Below are 19463 nucleotides of genomic sequence, written 5' to 3' on the forward strand. Positions count from 1 at the left end.
AGCGCCGCGCGTCTGAAACGATGCGCAGCGCCTTCGGAAGCGGGCCTATGAGGATTAGTCGCTCAGCGTATCGAAGAAATCCTTCATGCGGGCGAAGAAGCCCGTGGATTCCGGATTATTCTCCTTCGATGAGATCTGCTCGAATTCCTGCAGGAGTTCGCGCTGGCGTTTGGTGAGTTTCTGCGGCGTCTCGATCTGGATCTGGATGTAGAGGTCGCCCATCTGATTGGAGCGCAGCACCGGCATACCCTTGCCCTTGAGGCGGAACTGCTTGCCGGCCTGGGTGCCTTCCGGCACGGTGACGCGCGACTTCGTGCCGTCGAGCGTGGTGACGTCGAATTTTCCGCCGAGCGCCGCCGTCGTCATCGAGATCGGCACGGCGCAATAGAGATCGGCGCCGTCGCGCTGGTAGAACTCATGCGGCTTGACCGAGAGGAAGATGTAGAGATCACCGGCCGGGCCGCCGCGAAGGCCAGCCTCGCCCTCGCCGGAAAGCCGGATGCGCGTACCGTCCTCGATGCCAGCCGGGATGTTGACAGAGAGCGTCCGCTCCTCCACGACGCGGCCCTGACCGTGACATTTGGTGCACGGGTCGGTGATCGTCTGGCCACGGCCGCCGCAAGTCGGGCAGGTGCGCTCGATCGAGAAGAAGCCCTGGGCCGCGCGGACACGGCCGGTGCCCTGGCAGGTGCCGCAGGTCTTCGGGCTTGTTCCGGGCTTGGCGCCCGTGCCGGTGCAGACATCGCAGGTGACCGACGTCGGCACGCGAATCTGCGCCGTCTTGCCGGAATAGGCCTCCTCGAGCGAGATCTCCATGTTGTAGCGAAGGTCGGCGCCCCGTTCGCGGCCGCCGGACGAGCGGCGCTGGCGGCCGCCCATCATCTCGCCGAAGATGTCCTCGAAAATGTCTGAGAAGCCGTGCGCGCCGCCGCCCGCAAAGCCGTTTCCAAAGCCGGCACCCATGCCGCCCTGCTCGAAGGCCGCATGCCCGTAGCGGTCGTAGGCGGCGCGCTTCTGAGGATCCTTCAGCGTCTCGTAGGCTTCGTTGATTTCCTTGAAGGACTTTTCCGCTTCTTTGTCGCCGGGATTTCTGTCCGGATGATATTTCATCGCGAGTTTGCGGAAGGCGCTTTTCAGTTCCTTCTCATCCGCGTTTTTTTGAACGCCAAGCGTTTCGTAAAGATCACGTTTCATGCTTCAAAGATTGTCCTGTTGACAGTGACAGGGCTTGCCAGCGCGAAGGATCCGACGGCTGCCTGATTATCTTGCCACAGGATTTAGTAAACCTTTAAGCGCGATACCATAGCCAAGTCGGGGCGGAAGCTGTTTTTTGTCGGAAAACCGCGGTTTCGCGCCACTTTCCTCTGAGTCGCCGGCACAGCCGTGGACCGATAATGAAAAAGCCCGGGATCGCTCCCGGGCTCGTTCCTTGCGAGGCGAGGTCCTTATGCCGACCGCTTGCGGTCGTCTTCGTCCTTGACTTCCTCGTAGTCGGCATCGACGACGTCGTCGCCGGAGCGCTTGGCATCGGCCGCGGCATCCGCATGCGCAGCTTCGGCCTGCTGGGCCTCATAGATCGCCTGACCGAGCTTCATGGAGACTTCCATGAGCGTGTTGGTCTTGGCCTTGATGTCCTCGGCGTCCGGCTCGGAAGCCTCGACAGCGGTCTTGAGCGCGGCAATCGCGTCCTCGATCGCCTTGCGGTCCGTCTCGGAGACCTTGTCGCCATAGTCCTTGAGCGACTTCTCCGAAGAATGGATCAGACTTTCGGCCTGGTTCCTGGCCTCGACCGCCTCGCGGCGCTTCTTGTCGGCTTCCGCATTGGCTTCGGCGTCCTTGACCATCTTCTCGATCTCGGCGTCGGAGAGACCGCCGGATGCCTGGATGCGGATCTGGTGCTCCTTGCCCGTGCCCTTGTCCTTCGCGGAGACCTGCACGATGCCGTTCGCGTCGATGTCGAAGGTGACCTCGATCTGCGGCACGCCGCGCGGCGCCGGCGGAATGCCGACCAGGTCGAACTGGCCGAGCAGCTTGTTGTCGGCCGCCATTTCACGCTCGCCCTGGGACACGCGGATCGTCACGGCGGACTGATTGTCCTCGGCCGTCGAGAAGACCTGGCTCTTCTTGGTCGGGATCGTCGTGTTGCGCTCGATCAGGCGCGTGAAGACGCCGCCGAGCGTTTCGATGCCGAGCGAGAGCGGGGTCACGTCGAGCAGCAGCACGTCCTTGACGTCGCCCTGCAGAACGCCGGCCTGGATCGCAGCGCCCATGGCGACCACTTCATCCGGGTTGACGCCCTTGTGCGGCTCCTTGCCGAAGAGCTGCTTGACGGTCTCCTGAACCTTCGGCATGCGGGTCATGCCGCCGACGAGAACGACTTCGTCGATCTCGGCAGCCGAGACGCCGGCGTCCTTGAGCGCTGCCTTGCAGGGCGCGATGGTCTTCTGGATCAGGTCCTCGACCAGGCTCTCGAACTTGGCGCGCGACAGTTTCATCGTCAGGTGCTTCGGACCGGATGCATCGGCCGTGATGAACGGCAGGTTGATTTCGGTCTGCTGCGAGGACGACAGCTCGATCTTCGCCTTTTCGGCAGCTTCCTTGAGCCGCTGCAGCGCAAGCTTGTCGTTCCTGAGGTCGATGCCCTGCTCTTTCTTGAACTCGGATGCAAGATATTCGACGAGACGCATGTCGAAGTCTTCACCGCCGAGGAAGGTATCGCCGTTGGTCGACTTCACCTCGAAGACACCGTCGCCGATTTCGAGAACCGAGATATCGAAGGTGCCGCCGCCGAGGTCGTAAACGGCGATCGTCTTGCCTTCCTTCTTGTCGAGGCCGTAGGCAAGCGCAGCCGCGGTCGGCTCGTTGATGATGCGCAGCACGTCGAGACCGGCGATCTTGCCGGCATCCTTGGTGGCCTGGCGCTGGGCGTCGTTGAAGTAGGCCGGAACGGTGATGACGGCCTTCTCGATCTTTTCACCGAGATAGGATTCGGCCGTTTCCTTCATCTTCTGAAGGATCATCGCGGAAATCTGCGACGGAGAGTAGGTCTTGCCATGTGCTTCGACCCAGGCGTCGCCATTGTCGGCCTTGATGATCTTGTAGGGGACCATCCCCTTGTCCTTCTGCGTCGTCGGGTCTTCGAAGGTGCGGCCGATCAGGCGCTTGATCGCAAAAAGGGTGTTTTCCGGATTGGTGACGGCCTGGCGCTTGGCCGGCTGGCCGACGAGACGTTCGCCGTCGTCGGTGAATGCCACCATGGAGGGGGTCGTGCGCGCGCCTTCGGCGTTTTCGATAACCTTCGCGTCCTTGCCGTCCATCACGGCGACGCAGGAGTTGGTCGTTCCCAGGTCAATACCAATAACTTTAGCCATGTTTCTCTCCTTGCAGCGGACTGTCGGAACCCGGTCAGGCATTCGTAGGACAGCCCCTAACGGGATGGTCTTTTGGATTTCATCGCAGCGGCGGGCTGCGCCGATGCGGCGTATATAAGGACCGGCGTTTCGGACTGCAAGGCATTCTGCGGGGGGATCGGGGGCAAATGCAAGCTGCCTTTCACGATCGGGTGGAGGATGCGTTCGCCGGGGGCCGCGGCGGAAATCCGCAACGGGGCGTGACACCCCAGTCTGCCCCTGCCTTAGCCAACGCCGCATGCCACCCGGTGGTGCCGCTCTGCCTGGCCGCTCTAGCCACCCGTCAGCAGGTCGAAAAGCGTCGTGCGGCGGGTCGCCCCGGTCGTCTCCCCAACACCCGCCGGCGGGATCGGCCCGCCGGTCTGTTCTGCCGGTCGGATCTGCTCGACGGCAGCCGTGCCGTCCACGGGCGCCGGTGGTTCGGGGAAAGCTTCGGGACTGCCGGTCGCGAATTCGTCGGCGGGCACCTCGCCGGCGGCGGCGATGCCGCCTTCGTCGAAGACGGGCTGCACGCCTGTCGTGCCGAAGAGCGGCGAGGGCGAAAGGCCCTCATGCGCCGCCACCATGAAATCGTGCCAGGCCTTTGCGGGAAGGCCGCCGCCGGTCACCTTCTTCATCGACTTGCCGTCGTCATTGCCGAACCAGACGCCGGTCGTGAGGTTGGACGTGTAGCCGACGAAGAGCGCATCGCGGAAGGATTGCGTCGTCCCGGTCTTGCCGGCCGCCTCCCAGTCGGGCAGGCGCGCTTTCTTGCCGGTGCCGTTCGTCAGGACCTGCACCATCATCCGGTTCATCTCGCTGACGATCGCCGGGTCGAGCACGCGCGGCGGATTGTCGTAGGTGTTCTCGTAGAGCACCGTGCCGTCCGCGGTGGCGATGCGGCGGATCACATGCGGCGTCGCCTTGAAGCCGCCGTTCATGAAGGGTGCATAGGAGGAGGTGAGCTCGACCAGCGTGACCTCCGACGTGCCGAGGGCGATCGATGCGTTCGCCTGCATCTCGGAATCGATTCCGAGGCGATGCGCGAGCTTGACGACGTTCTGCGGTCCCACTTCCATGACGAGCTCAGCGGCGATCGTGTTTAAGGAATTGGCGAGCGCATCGGCGAGAGTCACCTCGCCGCGATATTTCTGGTCGTAGTTTTCCGGCGTCCAGTTGCCAATCCTGACGGGCGCGTCGTTGCGGATGGACATCGGCGTGCGGCCGATCTCCAGCGCTGCCGCATAGACGAAGGGCTTGAAGGCCGAGCCCGGCTGGCGCTTCGCCTTCGAGGCGCGGTCGAACTGGCTCTCGGCATAGTCCCGGCCGCCGACGAGCGCCCGGATCGCGCCGGTGCCGTCGATGGAGACGAGCGCGGCTTGCGAGGCGTTGAGCTTGCCGCCCTCTGCCTCGAGCGTTTCGGCAAGCACCTCCTCGGCCGTCTTCTCGAGCGCGAGGTCGATGGTCGTATCGATGATGAGGTCTTGCCTGACCTCGCCGATCATGCCGGGAAGCTGGTCCATCACCATGTCGGCAACGTAGTGCTCGGCGCCCGACCAGAAGCTCTTCGCCCGCGTCGGCGTCTGCGACATGGCCGTCTTGATCTCGGCATCGGTGATGAAACCCTCTTCGCGCATTGCGCCGAGCACCACCTGGGCGCGCTCTTCTGCCGCTTGCGGGTCGCGCGCCGGCGAGAGCCGCGAGGGCGCCTTGAGCAGGCCGGCGAGCACTGCAGCCTCGCCGAGATTGACGTCGCGTGCCGATTTGTTGAAGTAGCGCCTCGACGCCGCCTCGACGCCATAGGCGTTGGAGCCGAAGAAGACGCGGTTGAGATACATCGCGAGAATCTGGTCCTTGGTGTATTTCTGCTCTAGCCAGAAGGCGAGCAGCACCTCCTGCACCTTGCGCTCGAGCGTCCGCTCCGGCGAGAGGAACAGGTTCTTGGCGAGCTGCTGCGTGAGCGTCGAGCCGCCCTGGACCATGCGGCCGCTCATGAGATTGGTCAGCATCGCGCGCGCGAGCCCCAACGGGTCGACGCCGAAATGCGAATAGAAACGGCGATCCTCGATGGCGATCACTGCCTGGGGGATATAGGGCGACATGTCTTCGAGCGCGAGCGCCTCGCCGCCGGTCGCGCCGCGATTGGCGATGATCTCGCCATTGACCGCGAGGATCTTGACGTTCGGCGGCCGGTCGGGGATCGACCAGCTCGTCGCGCTCGGCATCCGCGCCCCGTAGTAGAGCACCAGGCCGCCGACGCCGATCGCGCCCCAGATGCCGAGAACGATGCACCAATAGGCAAGGCGCCGGGCGAGGCCGAAGAAGCCGCCACCGGAGCCGCGTCTGCCGCCGCCGCTCTTGCCGCGGCGCCGCGCGGCCATCTCCCGCTTGCTGCCGCCTTGCGCGGAGCCGGTGCGCTTCGGCCTGCGTCCGCCACTCGTGACGCGGTCGCTCGCATCGACGCGCAGTTCGTCGCCGTCGTCATCGCCACCGAATGAAGGTTCGATCCGCTGTCCTGATTTGCCGCTCGCCATGCCGGAAGGATATGTCCCCTTGAGGCCGGACCGGGTTGCGCCATCGCTTCCGGAGCGATTCCCGGCGGCACAGTTGTCGCCGCGTTCGGGCGTCGCCCCGTCCGCTTGTGCGATCCGTTGTACTTTAAATACGGCAATTTAAGGGGGAGTTAAGGAGCGGAATAAGAGATTGTTAACATCTTCAAGCTGTTTACCTTGGGCCAGTTGCTTGCCGCATGCAGTGGCCGGGCCGGCCTGCTGCCTTGCACCAAACGCAATGCTGCAATGCAACATTGTCCCTATTAATTCAGGGGGAATGATTTACTCTCCGTCTTGTCGAAGCGCTGTACCTCCTCCCACGGCGCCAGACGCCGATCGGTTCACTCCTCCTCCCAGGACCGATCTAGTTCAGAGACCCCGATGCACCTCCTCCCGCATCGGGGTCTTTCTGTATCTGGATGTGCCGCGGCAATCTCAGCCCGCCTTGCTAGCGGAATCGTTCGATCGCAATTTCCTGCTGCCGCTCGCCGCGGCGTCGATGTTCGCGATCTATGTCATCACGACTAGGCTCGGCAGCCGCGAGGATCCGGCGATGACGAGCTTCTTCTATACCGGCGTCGTCGGCGCGGCCGCCATCAGCCTCGTCGGCCCGTTCTTCTGGGCGACGCTGTCAGCGCCGGACTGGGGCTGGAATGCTGCTGCTCTGTATCACCGGCACGTCGAGCCATTATTTCCTGATTCGCGCCTATGACATGCTCGATGCGGCCGCGGTCCAGCCGCTCACCTATCTCCAGCTCGTCTTCGCCTCGATCATGGGCGTCACCATCTTCGGCGAGACGCTGTCGGCAAACATGATCATCGGCTCGATTCTGGTAGTTGCCGCCGGGATCTTCACCGTTTGGCGCGAACATGTCGTCGCAAGACGCAGGGCCAGCCTGCCACCGCGGTGACGGTGTTTTCAACTTAAAATCGCCGGGATCATTGCCGTTACTAATCCTTGGAGGCCGTGCCCTTCCTCCGGCGGTCATATTCAGCGTCATCCTCGGGCTTGACCCGAGGATCCACATACAAGGCTTTTCAGCCAGCCATGGGGGCATGCCACCAGTGAGGCTCAGTGCTTGTGAATGGATCCTCGGGTCAAGCCCGAGGATGACCTCCGGAGAGGGCGCGCAACACACAACTCTGCGGCGTTGCGTCCAGCGGGATCTCCGGTTCGAAAGGAGATAAGATGAGAATCTGTCGCGCAGCCCTGTTCACGCTTGCGGCTCTTGCAGCACCGAGCATTGAGGCAAGGGCGCAGGAGAGCGTCGCCTATGTCGACGACCGTTCCGACGGTGCGGCGCTCGTCCGCTCGCTTTACAACGCAATCAGCCGGAAGGAATACGCCAGGGCCTACGGCTATTTCGGCGCGTCCAAACCAGTCGGCGAGTACAAGGCCTTCGCGGACGGTTACGCGAACACGGAGTCGGTGGAACTGAAAATCGGCAAGGTGACGACGGAAGGCGCCGCCGGCAGCATCTATTCGGCCGTTCCCGTCGCGATCAAGTCGCTCGAGCGGCAGGGCAAGACCCGTTTCTTTTCGGGCTGTTATGTTGCCAGGATCATCAATCCGTCCCTGCAGGTCCCGCCCTTCACGCCCTATCAGATCGAGACGGCGCGGCTCGAGGAAGTCAGCGGGCCGATCGAGCAGGCGATCCCCGCCGTTTGCAACGCTCCTTAGGTGTGCCGCGTGCAATTACAGCGCCGGGCGTCTTTTCAGACGCACAAAGGACGCTGTAGCACTTGAATTGCTGCATGTTTTTGTCCTTAAATCGAGGACGATTTAAGGAAACATGCATTACGGCCCCCTCACGCCTCGTTGTTCGAGGAAGCGTGAGTGCTCGAAGACGAGGATGACCACGAGCGCCATGACGAAGGGGATGAGGAGGTAAAGCAGCCGGAAGATGGCGAGCGCCGCCAGCACGTCGGCCGGGTTCATCTCTGGCAGCGCTGCGATGAAGACGAGTTCGAGCACGCCGAGTCCGCCCGGCGCATGTGAAAGCAGTGCTGCCGAGAAGGATGCGAGGAAGATGCCGAGAATGACGATGTAACCCGGATTGCCGGCGTCCGGCAGAGCGAAATAGATGATGCCGGCAGCGCCCAGCAGTTCAACGGGCGCGATGATTAATTGCCGGAGGACGATTGCGGGGCGCGGATAATGGAGCTGGAACCACCGCAGGCGCAGCGGCCGGAGGCCGACCAAGCTGCCGAGGATGTAAAGCCCGATCAGCGCGAGAATGAGGGTCCCGGTCGTCAGCGACATCTCGATCGGCAGGAATTCGGCGAAGCGCTCGATGATATCCGGCTTCACGAGCAGTACGATGGCCGACAACATCAGTGTGCCGAGCGTGAAGGTGAAGGAGCAGAAGGCGACAAGTATGCCCACTTCGGCCGGCGTCAGCCCCTTCGACCGGTAGGCGCGGTAGCGCACGACGGCGCCGGAAAACACTGAGGCGCCGAGATTGTGCGAAAGCGCGTAGGTCGTGAACGAGCAGAGGGTAATGAACCAGAGGGAGATGCGGTGGCCGAGATGGTCGAGCGCCAGCTTGTCATAGGCGGCGAGAGCGGCATAGGCGAGGAGCGTGGAGCCGATGGCGAGCAGCCAGCTCGTGAAGGAGATGGCCTGAAAGCTTGCGACGAATTCGTCGAGAGAAAGGCCACGCAGCTCGTGGACAAGCGCGCGTACCGAAAACAGGATCGCAGCTAGCCCGACGACGGGCCAGAAATATGCCTTCAGCCGTTTCATGCTTGGGCTTCTGAATGATTCCTCGATTGGAATCGATTCAACCGCAAAATCATGCAGCACGTCGAGGTGCCGCAATGATCTTCGCGTGTGCGGCTGGGCGCGCGGCGCCACAAGGTGCCGGCCGGATCGACGACTGCCGGGGGCATCGGGGTTCTGCCGGAGCGGTCACGCCTCTTCCGCGCATTGAAAGGATCGCGTCGAAAACGCGATGCCTCGGTATTCGCCCTTGCCAACAGCCCACTTCCCATTCTGATTGTTTTGAGAAAGGGAAGCACCCCACAGCCGGCAGGTCAAGCCGCGATGGCCACCGCGGCATCGTCAAATTCAAGTGTTTACTCAGCACGCCTGTGGCGGAGGGTGGCTCCGCCACGATCTTGCGGCGATGTCAGGCGGCAAGGGCGTCGAGGATGCGGATCCACGAGCGGATGCCCTTGTGGAAGGACTGCAGCTCGTATTTCTCGTTGGGCGAATGGATGCGGTCGTCGGCAAGGCCGAAGCCGACGAGCAGCGATTCCATGCCGAGCATTCTCTGGAAATCGCCGACGACCGGGATCGAGCCGCCCATGCCGATAACGACGGCGGGCTTCGGCCATTCCTTGGAAAGTGCGGCCTTGGCCGTGGTCAAAAGCGCCGAATCATAGGGCAGGTGAATAGCCGGCGAAGCGCCGTGGGGATGGAACTCGACGGAGCAGTCCGCCGGGATCTTTGAGCGGGCATAGGCGCGGAAGCTCTCGCGGACCTTCAACGGATCCTGCTTGCCGACCACGCGGAACGACACTTTGGCCGAGGCCTGTGCGGCAATGACCGTCTTGAAGCCTTCGCCGGTATAGCCGCCGATGATGCCGTTGACCTCCGCGGTGGGCCGCGCCCAGGTCAGTTCGAGCAGCGAACGCCCCTTCTCACCTGAAGGAATCGAGAGCCCGACCTCGCCCAGGAATTTCTCTGCCGTGCGGCCGAGCGTCTCCCAGCTCTTCTTGATCTCGGCCGGGGTCTCCTCGACGCCTTCGTAGAAACCGTCGAGCGTCACACGGCCGGTCTTGTCGTGGAGCCCGGCAAGGATATCGGTTAGAATATGGATCGGGTTTGCCGCCGCGCCGCCGAAAAGACCGGAATGTAGGTCGCGGTCCGCCGCGGTGACGATGATCTCCTCGCCGACAAGCCCGCGCAAGCCGGCCGAGATCGCCGGCGTTTCCCGGTCCCACATGCCGGTATCGCAGACCAGTGCATAATCCGCCTTGAGTTCGCCGGCATTGGCCTCGAGGAAGGGTTTGAGCGACGGCGAGCCGGATTCCTCCTCGCCCTCGAAGAGGATGGTAATGCGGCAGGGAAGAGCGCCGCGGGTCTCCTTATAGGCGCGCACCGCCTCGACGAAGGTCATCAATTGGCCCTTGTCATCGGAGGTGCCGCGGCCGGTGATGACCTTGCGTCCGGGCTCCATTTCCTTGATCGAGGGCTCGAAGGGCGGAGCCTCCCAGAGGTTCAAAGGATCGATCGGCTGCACATCGTAATGGCCGTAAAAGAGCAGGTGCGGGGCGCTCGCCTTCTCGGCCTCGTGATGGGCGACCACCATCGGGTGGCCGGGCGTGTCGCGGACCGAGGCTTCGAAGCCGAGTGCGGCGAGCTCTGCCGCCAACCACTCGGCCGCCTTGCGGCACTCCGCCTTGAAGGCCGGGTCGGTGGAAATGGACTTGATGCGGACGAGGTCGAAGAGCCTCTCGAGACTGTTCGGGAGGTTTGCGTCGGCGCGCTCGATAACCGGGGTGATATCTGCCATCATGCGAATCCTTTGTGGGTTTCGCGGGCGAAACTAGAGCCTAAAACAGGTCGCTTTAAGCGAAATCTTTTGATGCAACGATAAATTGTCTGGCTGGCAAATCAGGAAGCCTCGCCGTCGCGTGCCGTATTGGCGAGCGCCATGCGCATATATTCGAGCATGAGTTCCTTTTCGAAGCGGCGGAAGCCGGCGAAAAGCGATTGCTCCGCCGCTGCCGCCGCTTCCTTCGCTGCGGCCTCCATTTCGCGGGCTCGTTCCGTCAGGAAGATCTGCTGCGAGCGCCGGTCGCTTGGATGCCTGCGGCGCAGAATGAGGCCGTCTCGCTCCATCCGGGAAAGCGTGTTGGCCATCGTCGCCTGTTCGATGTCGAGCCGGTCGAGAAGCTGCTTCTGCGTCAGCCCGTCCTCAGACCACAGTTCGAGCAAGATCGGGAATTGCCCCGGCGCAAAGCCGAGCTTCTGGCCCCGCTGCTGCAGGGCGCGCGCCAAGCTTCTTGCCAACAGGCTGGCCAGGTAGGTCGCAGATTCCGTACGATTGAAGGCCATGCACAATGGGTACGCGGGAAGCTGGACGAAGACAAGTTACAAAGCCTGCGATGAAGCCTGAGCTTGCCCGGTTCACAGGGATTTGAGGTCCCGCAACGCGGGCAACAAAAAACCGCCACGGCGCGGAGGCGGCGTCGTGACGGCTCTTTGAAAGCGGGACAAAGGCCCGGAGAGGGGGATGAGGCCTTTGTCCTCATCTGGTGCGGGCGGGGGACAGGCCAATCACCAGACACACGGCATCATTGAGTGCCGCTCGATATGATTTGAGGATTCAAATGTGGCTTTTCAAGGATTGCCCGACTGAATCGCACATTACAAATGTGTAACGTTTCCGTGAGGCTAAAGGCCTTGTTTGCCGTGTCTCCGCTTCCACCTGCTCCAGGTTAGAATACCGTCGAATCGCGCGTCCGACCCGCGGACTTTGTGGCGCCGACCGGAAAACCGCAATGGACCTTTGCGCTGCCCCGCGCTATCCATGGCCGCATGAAAAACGGTGATCATCTCTTCCTCGTCGACGGCTCCGGATTCATCTTCCGGGCGTTCCATGCCATCCCGCCGCTCAACCGCAAGTCGGACGGGCTGCCGGTCAATGCGGTGGCGGGTTTCTGCAACATGCTGTGGAAGCTCCTGACGGATGCGCGCGACACCTCCGTCGGCGTGACGCCGACGCATTTCGCGGTGATCTTCGACTATTCCTCGAAGACCTTCCGCAACGGGCTCTACGATCAGTACAAGGCGAACCGCACCGCGCCGCCCGAAGATCTGATCCCGCAATTCGGCCTCATCCGCCACGCGACCCGCGCCTTCAACCTGCCCTGCATCGAGAAGGAGGGCTATGAGGCTGACGACCTGATCGCCACCTATGCGCGGCTTGCCGAGGAGGCGGGTGCTGGCGTCACCATCGTCTCCTCCGACAAGGACCTCATGCAGTTGGTCACGTCCAATGTGTCGATGTACGACAGCATGAAGGACAAGCAGATCACCATTCCCGACGTGATCGAGAAATGGGGCGTGCCGCCCGAAAAGATGATCGACCTCCAGGCCATGACCGGCGATTCGACCGACAACGTCCCGGGCATACCCGGAATCGGGCCGAAAACCGCAGCGCAGCTTCTCGAGGAGTACGGCGACCTCGACACGCTGCTTGCGCGGGCGGGCGAGATCAAGCAGCAGAAGCGGCGGGAGGCGATCATCGCCAATGCCGATCTTGCGCGCCTCTCGCGCGAGCTGGTGAAGCTGGATAAGAATACGCCGCTGGATGTGCCGCTCGAGGATTTGCGGCTCGATTCTCAAGACGGCCCGAAGCTGATCGCCTTCTTGAAGACGATGGAGTTCAACGCGTTGACACGACGCGTCGCCGCGGCGACGGATACCGATGCGGAGGCCATCGAGCCGGCCCACGTGCCGATCGAATGGGGCGCCCAGGCGCACGGGCCTGACCTCGACGTGGGCGAGGCCGCCTCCGCCCCGTCCGCCGGAGCCCTGGCCGAGACGACGGCACGCGGCGGGGCAGCGAAATCCACGATCTCGTTCCTCACCGGCAAAGGCGATGCCGACGTCACCGGCGCGACGCCTCAGGGGCTCGCCGAGGCGCGCGCCGCCCTCTTCGCCGCCGCACCGTTCGATCATACGGCCTACGTCACCATTCGCGACATCGAGACGCTCGATCGCTGGATCGCTGCCGCGCGAGAGGCCGGTCTCGTCGGCTTCGACACGGCGACCACGTCGCTCGACGCCATGCGCGCGGATATCGTAGGCTTCTCGCTGGCGATCGCCGATTACGGCGACAACCCCACAGGCGGAAGGATCAGGGCAGCCTACGTCCCGCTCATTCACAAGAACGGTGTCGGCGATCTCCTGGGGGGCGGTCTCGTCGGAAACCAGGTGCCGGTGCGCGATACCTTGAGCCGGCTAAAGATGTTGCTGGAGGATCCTTCCGTACTGAAGGTCGCCCAGAACATGAAATACGGCTATCTCGTGATGAAGCGGCATGGGATCACCATGCAGAGCTTCGACGACACGATGCTGATGTCCTATGTGATCGATGCCGGCAACGGCGCCCATGGCATAGACTTGCTCTCCGAACGCTGGCTCGGCCACACGACGATCCCCTACAAGGACATCGCCGGCAGCGGCAAGGCGTCGCTCAGCTTCGACTTCGTCGACATCGACAAGGCGACCATCTATGCGGCGGAGGGGGCGGAGGTGACGCTGAGGCTCTGGCACGTCCTGAGGCCGCAGCTTACCGCCAAGGGGCTGACGCGGGTCTATGAAAGGCTCGAAAGGCCGCTTATCTCCGTGCTTGCCCATATGGAGGAGCGCGGCATCACCGTCGACCGGCAGATACTATCGCGGCTCTCCGGAGAGCTGGCGCAGGGGGCGGCCGCGCTCGAAGACGAGATCTACCGTCTCGCCGGCGAAAGCTTCACCATCGGCTCGCCGAAGCAGCTCGGCGATATCCTGTTCGGCAAGATGGGCTTGCCGGGCGGCTCGAAGACGAAGACCGGGCAATGGTCGACCTCCGCCCAGGTGCTCGAGGAGCTTGCCGCTGTCGGCCACGAGCTGCCGCGCAAGATTGTCGACTGGCGGCAGCTCACCAAGCTGAAATCCACTTATACCGACGCGCTTCCGGGCTTCGTGCACCCCGAGACGAAGCGCGTTCACACCTGCTTTGCCCTGGCTGCAACGACCACCGGGCGACTTTCGTCCGCAGATCCGAACCTGCAGAACATCCCGATAAGGACCGCCGAGGGCCGCAAGATCCGCACGGCCTTCGTCACGACGCCGGGACACAAGCTGGTTTCGGCGGACTACAGCCAGATCGAGCTTCGCGTGCTGGCCCATGTCGCCGATATTCCGCAACTTCGCCAGGCTTTCGCCGACGGCGTCGACATCCACGCGATGACGGCGTCCGAAATGTTCGGCGTGCCTGTGGAAGGCATGCCGGGCGAAATACGCCGCCGCGCCAAGGCGATCAATTTCGGCATCATCTACGGCATCTCCGCCTTCGGTCTTGCCAACCAGCTCTCGATCGAGCGCTCGGAGGCGGGCGAATACATCAAAAGATATTTCGAGCGCTTCCCCGGCATCCGTGACTATATGGAGAATACTAAGGCCTTTGCCCGCGAGCACGGCTATGTCGAGACGATCTTCGGCCGCCGCGCCCATTATCCGGATATCCGCTCTTCCAATCCATCGCACCGCGCCTTCAACGAACGCGCCGCGATCAACGCGCCGATCCAGGGCTCGGCCGCCGACATCATCCGCCGCGCCATGGTCAGGATGGAGCCGGCGCTGGAGGGGGCGAAGCTTTCGGCTCGAATGCTGCTTCAGGTCCACGACGAACTGATCTTCGAGGTCGAGGAGGGCGAGATCGAGCGCACGGTCCCGGTGATCGTCTCGGTGATGGAGAACGCGGCAATGCCGGCTCTAAGCATGAAGGTGCCGCTGAAGGTCGACGCGCGCGCGGCGCACAATTGGGACGAAGCGCATTAGGCTGCGCGCGCAAGACCTGACACTGAAGGATTCAATCAGAATTCCTTGCATCCCGGCTGCGGTGAATCTTGCAAGGCCGGCATCAAGCGGCGGCCTTGGGCGTCCCTCCCATCACAATGATAGAAAGCGCGCCGTGTCGCGAACAGAACGGTTGCAGTCGCACGGCGTCCACGTTTAGGGATCGCCCGTGGAGGAGGGCAAACGCCTTCCGGAGTTTTCTCTACGGGAGCGGATCATGCCGTCGAACACTTTCATCCTCGTGCTGTCCTGCGAAGACAAGCCCGGCATCGTGGCGGCCATCTCGACGGAGCTTGCCGGCTTCGGCGCCAATATCGCCGAAAGCAACCAGTTCTGGGACAGAGGCACGAACACCTTCTTCATGCGCATCGCCTTCGATGCGCCCGAGCTCGTGAAGCGCGAGGATGTCGAGCGGGTGCTGCGCCCTGCGGCCGAGCGGTTCCAGATGCGCACGGCGCTCATCGAGGCGGCTCGACGGCCGAAGGTCATCATCATGGTCTCGAAATTCGATCATGCGCTTCTTCATCTCCTCTACCAAATCCGGGTCGGCTGGCTGAATGCCGAAGTCGTCGCGATCGTCTCCAACCACGAGGACAGCCGCCGCACGGCGGAACTCGAGGGGATTCCCTATCACTGTTGGTCGGTCTCGAAGGAAAACAAGGCCGAACAGGAGGAAAGGCTTCTGCAACTGGTCCAGGAGACCGGCGCCGATCTCGTCATCCTCGCCCGCTACATGCAGGTCCTCTCCGACAGACTCTCGAAGCGGCTCTATGGCAAAGTGATCAACATCCACCATTCTTTCCTGCCGAGCTTCAAGGGCGCCAAACCCTATCACCAGGCGCATGAGCGCGGCGTGAAGCTGATCGGCGCGACGGCACACTACGTGACGCCCGACCTCGACGAGGGTCCGATCATTGAGCAGGAGACGGAGCGCGTCAGCCACGCCTTGACGGCGGAGGACTTTGTCGCGACAGGGCGGGATATCGAGAGCCGCGTGCTGGCGCGCGCCGTCAAGCTGCACCTCGAAAGCCGGGTCATGCTGAACGGCCACAAGACGGTCGTGTTCAGTTGAGGTGCGGGGGCGATCCGGGGGATAACTCGCTGCGCCTCTAGCTGGCCTCCAGACTCTTCACCGGTACCTGCCGGAAACTGGCGAAAAGCCGTCGGAGCGCCTCGTGCCCCTCGGCCACGAGATCGAAGCGGCGGCCGAAGAGCAGCCATTCGGTGCAGAGCCCCATCATCATCCAGCGCAGCGCCCGCGCGGCGGAAGGCGGCGTCCAGCTCTCCTGCAATTGTCCCCGCTCGAGGGCACGGGCAAAGGCAAGCTCGAGCGTCGCGTCGTGGCGCTCGTCGATTTCCCTTTGGCGTTCGAGAACGGCCGCCATGTCGTTGTCGTAGTCGCAGCGCAGCATGATCGCGAGAATGCGCTGCCGCTGCTCGTCCTCGGCCAGCGTCGCCAGCCACTCGCTGGTGGCACTCTCGACGATGGAGAGTGTGTCGAAGGCTTCGGTCTCGATCTCGCGGGCGATCATGTCTTCCTGCGGTAGCGGCACCGCCTCGTAGAGGGCAAGGAAGAGATCGGTCTTGTTGGCGAAATGCCAGTAGATGGCGCCGCGCGTGACACCCGCTTCCTTTGCCACCTCTTCGAGCGTCGTGTTGGAGACGCCTTTCCTGTAGAACATTCGCTCGGCGGCGTTCAGGATCTTCTTTCGTGTTGCCTCGGCGTCGGCCTTGGTTCGGCGCATGCAATTCTCCTTGAAAAACGGCCCGCCGGTAAAGGCGGGCCGTCATCGATCGTTATTCGGCGGGGCTGATGGATTCGACCGCGGCCGTTTTGTCCGTCTTTCTCCGTTCGAAGATTTTCATGATGAACACGAAGAAGACCGGCACGAAGAGGATAGCCAGCACCGTTGCCGAGATCATGCCGCCCATGACGCCGGTGCCTATGGCGCGCTGGCTCGCGGAGCTTGCTCCGGTTGCCACGGCCAGCGGCAAGACGCCGAGGGTGAAGGCGAGCGAAGTCATCAGGATCGGCCGGAAGCGCAAATGTGCGGCCTCCAGCGTCGCGTCGATCAACGACTTGCCCTGTTCGCGGAGTTCCTTGGCGAACTCGATGATCAGGATGGCGTTTTTCGCCGAGAGGCCGATGATCGCGATCAGGCCAACCTTGAAGTAGACGTCGTTCGGCATGTCGCGCATCATGACCGCGAGCACGGCGCCGATGACGCCGAGCGGCACAACCATGATCACCGAAACCGGAATGGACCAGCTCTCGTAGAGCGCCGCCAGGCACAGAAAGACGAGCAGGCAGGAGAGCGCGATGAGCAGCGGCGCCTGCGAGCCCGACTGGATTTCCTGCAGAGACTGACCGGTCCACTCGTAACCGAAGCCGGCGGGAAGCTCACCCGCCAGCCGTTCCATTTCGGCGATCGCATCGCCAGAGGAATAGCCGGGAGCCGCTTCGCCGCTGATGCGCACCGCCGGGTAACCGTTATAGCCTACCGCTTGCGTCGGCGCCTTGACCCACTCGATGCTCGCGAAGGCGGAGAGCGGAACCATGCCGCCGTTCGAGTTGCGAACGTTGAGGTTCAGGAGGTCCGCCGTCTGCATGCGCTTGGTCTCGTCCGCCTGCACCGTCACGCGCTGCATGCGGCCGGCATTCGGGAAGTCGTTGACATAGGACGAGCCGAGATTGGTCGAGATGGTCGAGTTGATGTCGGCAAAGGTCACGCCGAAGGTGTTGGCCTTCTCGCGGTCGATGATGACGCTGACCTGTGCCGCATCGGGCATGCCCTCGAAGCGGACACCGGTCAGAACCTTGCTCTGCGAGGCGAGACCGAGGAGCTGGTCGCGTGCCTGGGCAAGCGCTGCTTCGCCGAGGCCGCCGCGATCCTGCAGGCGGAAGGAGAAGCCGCCGGTGGTGCCGAGCCCCTGGATTGCCGGAGGCGAAAGAGCGAAGCTGATCGCGTCCTTGATTTGGCTCATCGCCATCGTCGCACGGCCGGCGATCGACTGGGCGGAGTTGTCGGCATCGCGCTCGCTCCAATCTTTCAGCGTCACGAAGGCGAGACCGGCATTCTGGCCGCTGCCGAAGAAGGAGAAGCCGTTGATCGCGACGATACGATCGACTGCGGGCTCCTCACCAAAGATCTTCTCCGCCTGTTCGATCACTTCCGTCGTGCGGTTTCCGGTCGCCTCCGAAGGTAGCTGCATCATGACGATGACATAGCCCTGGTCTTCGTCCGGTAGGAAGGACGAAGGAAGCTGGAGGAACGCCCAGCCGAGACCGACAAGCAGCGCCAGGTAGATGACCATGAACCGGCCGGTGCGATGGACCACGCCCCGGACGAGGCCCGTGTAGCCGCGCGACGTGCGGTCGAAGCTGCGGTTGAACCAACCGAAGAAGCCGCGCTTGGCGTGGTGATGCCCCTTCGGAACCTGCTTCAGGAAGGTCGCGCAGAGTGCGGGCGTCAGCGACAGCGCAAGCAGCGCCGAGAAGAGGATCGACACGACCATGGTCAGGCTGAACTGACGGTAGATCACGCCGACGGCGCCCGGAAAGAAGGCCATCGGGATGAACACTGACGCCAACACGAGCGTGATGCCGATCACCGCGCCGGTAATCTGCTTCATCGCCTTGCGGGTGGCCTCCTTCGGCGTCAGTCCCTCCTCCGACATGATGCGCTCGACGTTCTCGACGACGATGATTGCGTCGTCGACGAGGATGCCGATCGCCAGCACCATGCCGAACATCGTCAAGACGTTAATCGAGAAACCCATCGCCAGCATGACCGCGCAGGTGCCGAGAAGGGCGACCGGCACGACGATCGTCGGGATGATCGTGTAGCGGATGTTCTGCAGGAACAGGAACATCACGACGAAGACGAGACCGACAGCCTCGACAAGCGTATGCAGCACCTTCTCGATCGACACCTTGACGAAGGGTGAGGTGTCGTAGGGAATGGAATATTCGAGACCCTGCGGGAAGAACTCAGCGAGCTCGTCCATGCGCGCCTTGATCGCGGCGGAGGTCGACATGGCATTGCCGCTCGGCGAGAGCTGGACGGCGATGGCTGCCGAGGGCTTGCCGTTGAGGCGCGTCGTGAAGGAGTAGGTCTCGCCGCCGATCTCGACACGGGCGACGTCGCGCAGCCGCACGGCGGAACCGTCGGCATTGGCGCGAAGAACGATGGCGCCGAACTCTTCCGGGGTGGAGAGCTGACCCTTGATCACCACAGGAGCGGCGATCTGCTGGGTGATCGGGTTCGGCTGGGCGCCGATCGAGCCCGAGGCGATCTGCGCGTTCTGCGCCTGGATCGCGGCCGTGATGTCGGCCGCCGTCAGGTTGAGCCCGAGCATCTTGTCCGGATCGAGCCAGATGCGCATCGAGCGCTCGGTCGCAAAGAGCTGCGCGCGGCCGACGCCGGGTACACGCTGGATTTCACTGAGCACGTTACGGCTCAGATAGTCGCCGAGACCGATCGCGTCCATCGAACCGTCAGTCGAGGTGAGCGAGATGATCAGGAGGAAGCCGGAACCGGCCTCGTCCACCTGCACGCCCTGCTGCCTGACCGAATCCGGCAGGCGCGGCTCGACGCGCTGTACGCGGTTCTGGATGTCGACCGAAGCCTGGCTCGGGTCGGTGCCCGGCGCAAAGGTCGCGCTGATTTCGGTCGAGCCGGAGGAGCTGGACGTCGATTCGAAGTAAAGCAGATCCTCCACGCCGTTGAGTTCATCCTCGATCAGGCGCGTGACGCTCTGATAGGTATCCTGCGATGAGGCGCCGGGATAGGTGGCGTTGATCGAGATTTGCGGCGGCGCGACGTCCGGATATTGCGAAACCGGCAGGAGCGGAATCGCGATGATGCCGGCGATCATGATGAAGATCGCCACCACCCAGGCAAAGATCGGCCTGTCGATAAAGAAACTGGGCATGGAAGGGCT

General features: G+C 63.0%; 11 protein-coding genes and 1 pseudogene. 4 read left to right on the top strand and 8 right to left on the bottom strand.

The features are described 5' to 3' along the window. Nucleotides 1–54 precede the first annotated feature (54 nt). The 3 genes from dnaJ to M728_RS16630 all read right to left on the bottom strand — a co-directional run bounded on the left by dnaJ (nucleotide 55) and on the right by M728_RS16630 (nucleotide 5923). Nucleotides 55–1194 (bottom strand): molecular chaperone DnaJ, encoded by a 1140-nt coding sequence (gene dnaJ / locus M728_RS16620; protein ID WP_026622351.1) that lies wholly within the window; start codon nucleotides 1192–1194, stop codon nucleotides 55–57. Between the two features lie 251 nt (nucleotides 1195–1445). Beyond that, the gene (gene dnaK / locus M728_RS16625) at nucleotides 1446–3371 is read right to left on the bottom strand and encodes a molecular chaperone DnaK (RefSeq protein WP_026622352.1); all 1926 of its coding nucleotides are present in this window, start codon (nucleotides 3369–3371) and stop codon (nucleotides 1446–1448) included. A 311-nt stretch (nucleotides 3372–3682) separates the two neighbouring features. Then, entirely contained in the window at nucleotides 3683–5923 is a 2241-nt protein-coding gene (locus tag M728_RS16630) for a transglycosylase domain-containing protein (RefSeq protein ID WP_026622353.1), read from the bottom strand. 475 nt (nucleotides 5924–6398) lie between these two features. Here M728_RS16630 and M728_RS16635 point away from each other — a divergent pair. Both M728_RS16635 and M728_RS16640 read left to right on the top strand, forming a co-directional pair. Then, a pseudogene (locus M728_RS16635) lies at nucleotides 6399–6852 on the top strand (DMT family transporter); the annotation flags it as partial. Nucleotides 6853–7130: 278 nt separating this feature from the next. Then, on the top strand, nucleotides 7131–7622 hold the full coding sequence (locus M728_RS16640) for a hypothetical protein (RefSeq protein WP_026622356.1): 492 nt from the start codon (nucleotides 7131–7133) through the stop codon (nucleotides 7620–7622). A 117-nt stretch (nucleotides 7623–7739) separates the two neighbouring features. Here the strand turns inward: M728_RS16640 and M728_RS16645 are convergent, their stop codons facing one another. From M728_RS16645 to M728_RS16655, 3 genes are all read right to left on the bottom strand, one after another. Further along, nucleotides 7740–8687, bottom strand: a complete 948-nt coding sequence (locus tag M728_RS16645) for a YbhN family protein (RefSeq protein WP_026622357.1) — start codon at nucleotides 8685–8687, stop codon at nucleotides 7740–7742. A gap of 385 nt (nucleotides 8688–9072) precedes the next feature. Next, on the bottom strand, nucleotides 9073–10464 hold the full coding sequence (locus M728_RS16650) for a M20/M25/M40 family metallo-hydrolase (protein ID WP_026622358.1): 1392 nt from the start codon (nucleotides 10462–10464) through the stop codon (nucleotides 9073–9075). A 98-nt stretch (nucleotides 10465–10562) separates the two neighbouring features. Continuing rightward, on the bottom strand, nucleotides 10563–11006 hold the full coding sequence (locus tag M728_RS16655; RefSeq protein ID WP_026622359.1) for a MarR family winged helix-turn-helix transcriptional regulator: 444 nt from the start codon (nucleotides 11004–11006) through the stop codon (nucleotides 10563–10565). Nucleotides 11007–11489: 483 nt separating this feature from the next. On the opposite strand from M728_RS16655, the gene polA reads away from it, so the two are divergent. Beyond that, nucleotides 11490–14501: a DNA polymerase I gene (polA, locus tag M728_RS16660; RefSeq protein WP_026622360.1), complete on the top strand. Its 3012-nt coding sequence runs from the start codon at nucleotides 11490–11492 to the stop codon at nucleotides 14499–14501. Between the two features lie 235 nt (nucleotides 14502–14736). After that, nucleotides 14737–15591 (top strand): formyltetrahydrofolate deformylase, encoded by an 855-nt coding sequence (gene purU / locus M728_RS16665; RefSeq protein WP_026622361.1) that lies wholly within the window; start codon nucleotides 14737–14739, stop codon nucleotides 15589–15591. A gap of 37 nt (nucleotides 15592–15628) precedes the next feature. Here the strand turns inward: purU and M728_RS16670 are convergent, their stop codons facing one another. Next, a complete protein-coding gene (locus tag M728_RS16670) occupies nucleotides 15629–16264 on the bottom strand; it encodes a TetR family transcriptional regulator (protein ID WP_026622362.1) in 636 nt (211 codons plus the stop codon). 52 nt (nucleotides 16265–16316) lie between these two features. Next, the gene (locus M728_RS16675) at nucleotides 16317–19454 is read right to left on the bottom strand and encodes an efflux RND transporter permease subunit (RefSeq protein ID WP_026622363.1); all 3138 of its coding nucleotides are present in this window, start codon (nucleotides 19452–19454) and stop codon (nucleotides 16317–16319) included. Between the last annotated feature and the right edge of the window lie 9 nt (nucleotides 19455–19463).

This window comes from Ensifer sp. WSM1721 (assembly GCF_000513895.2).
In the GTDB taxonomy this organism is placed as follows: Bacteria; Pseudomonadota; Alphaproteobacteria; order Rhizobiales; family Rhizobiaceae; genus Sinorhizobium.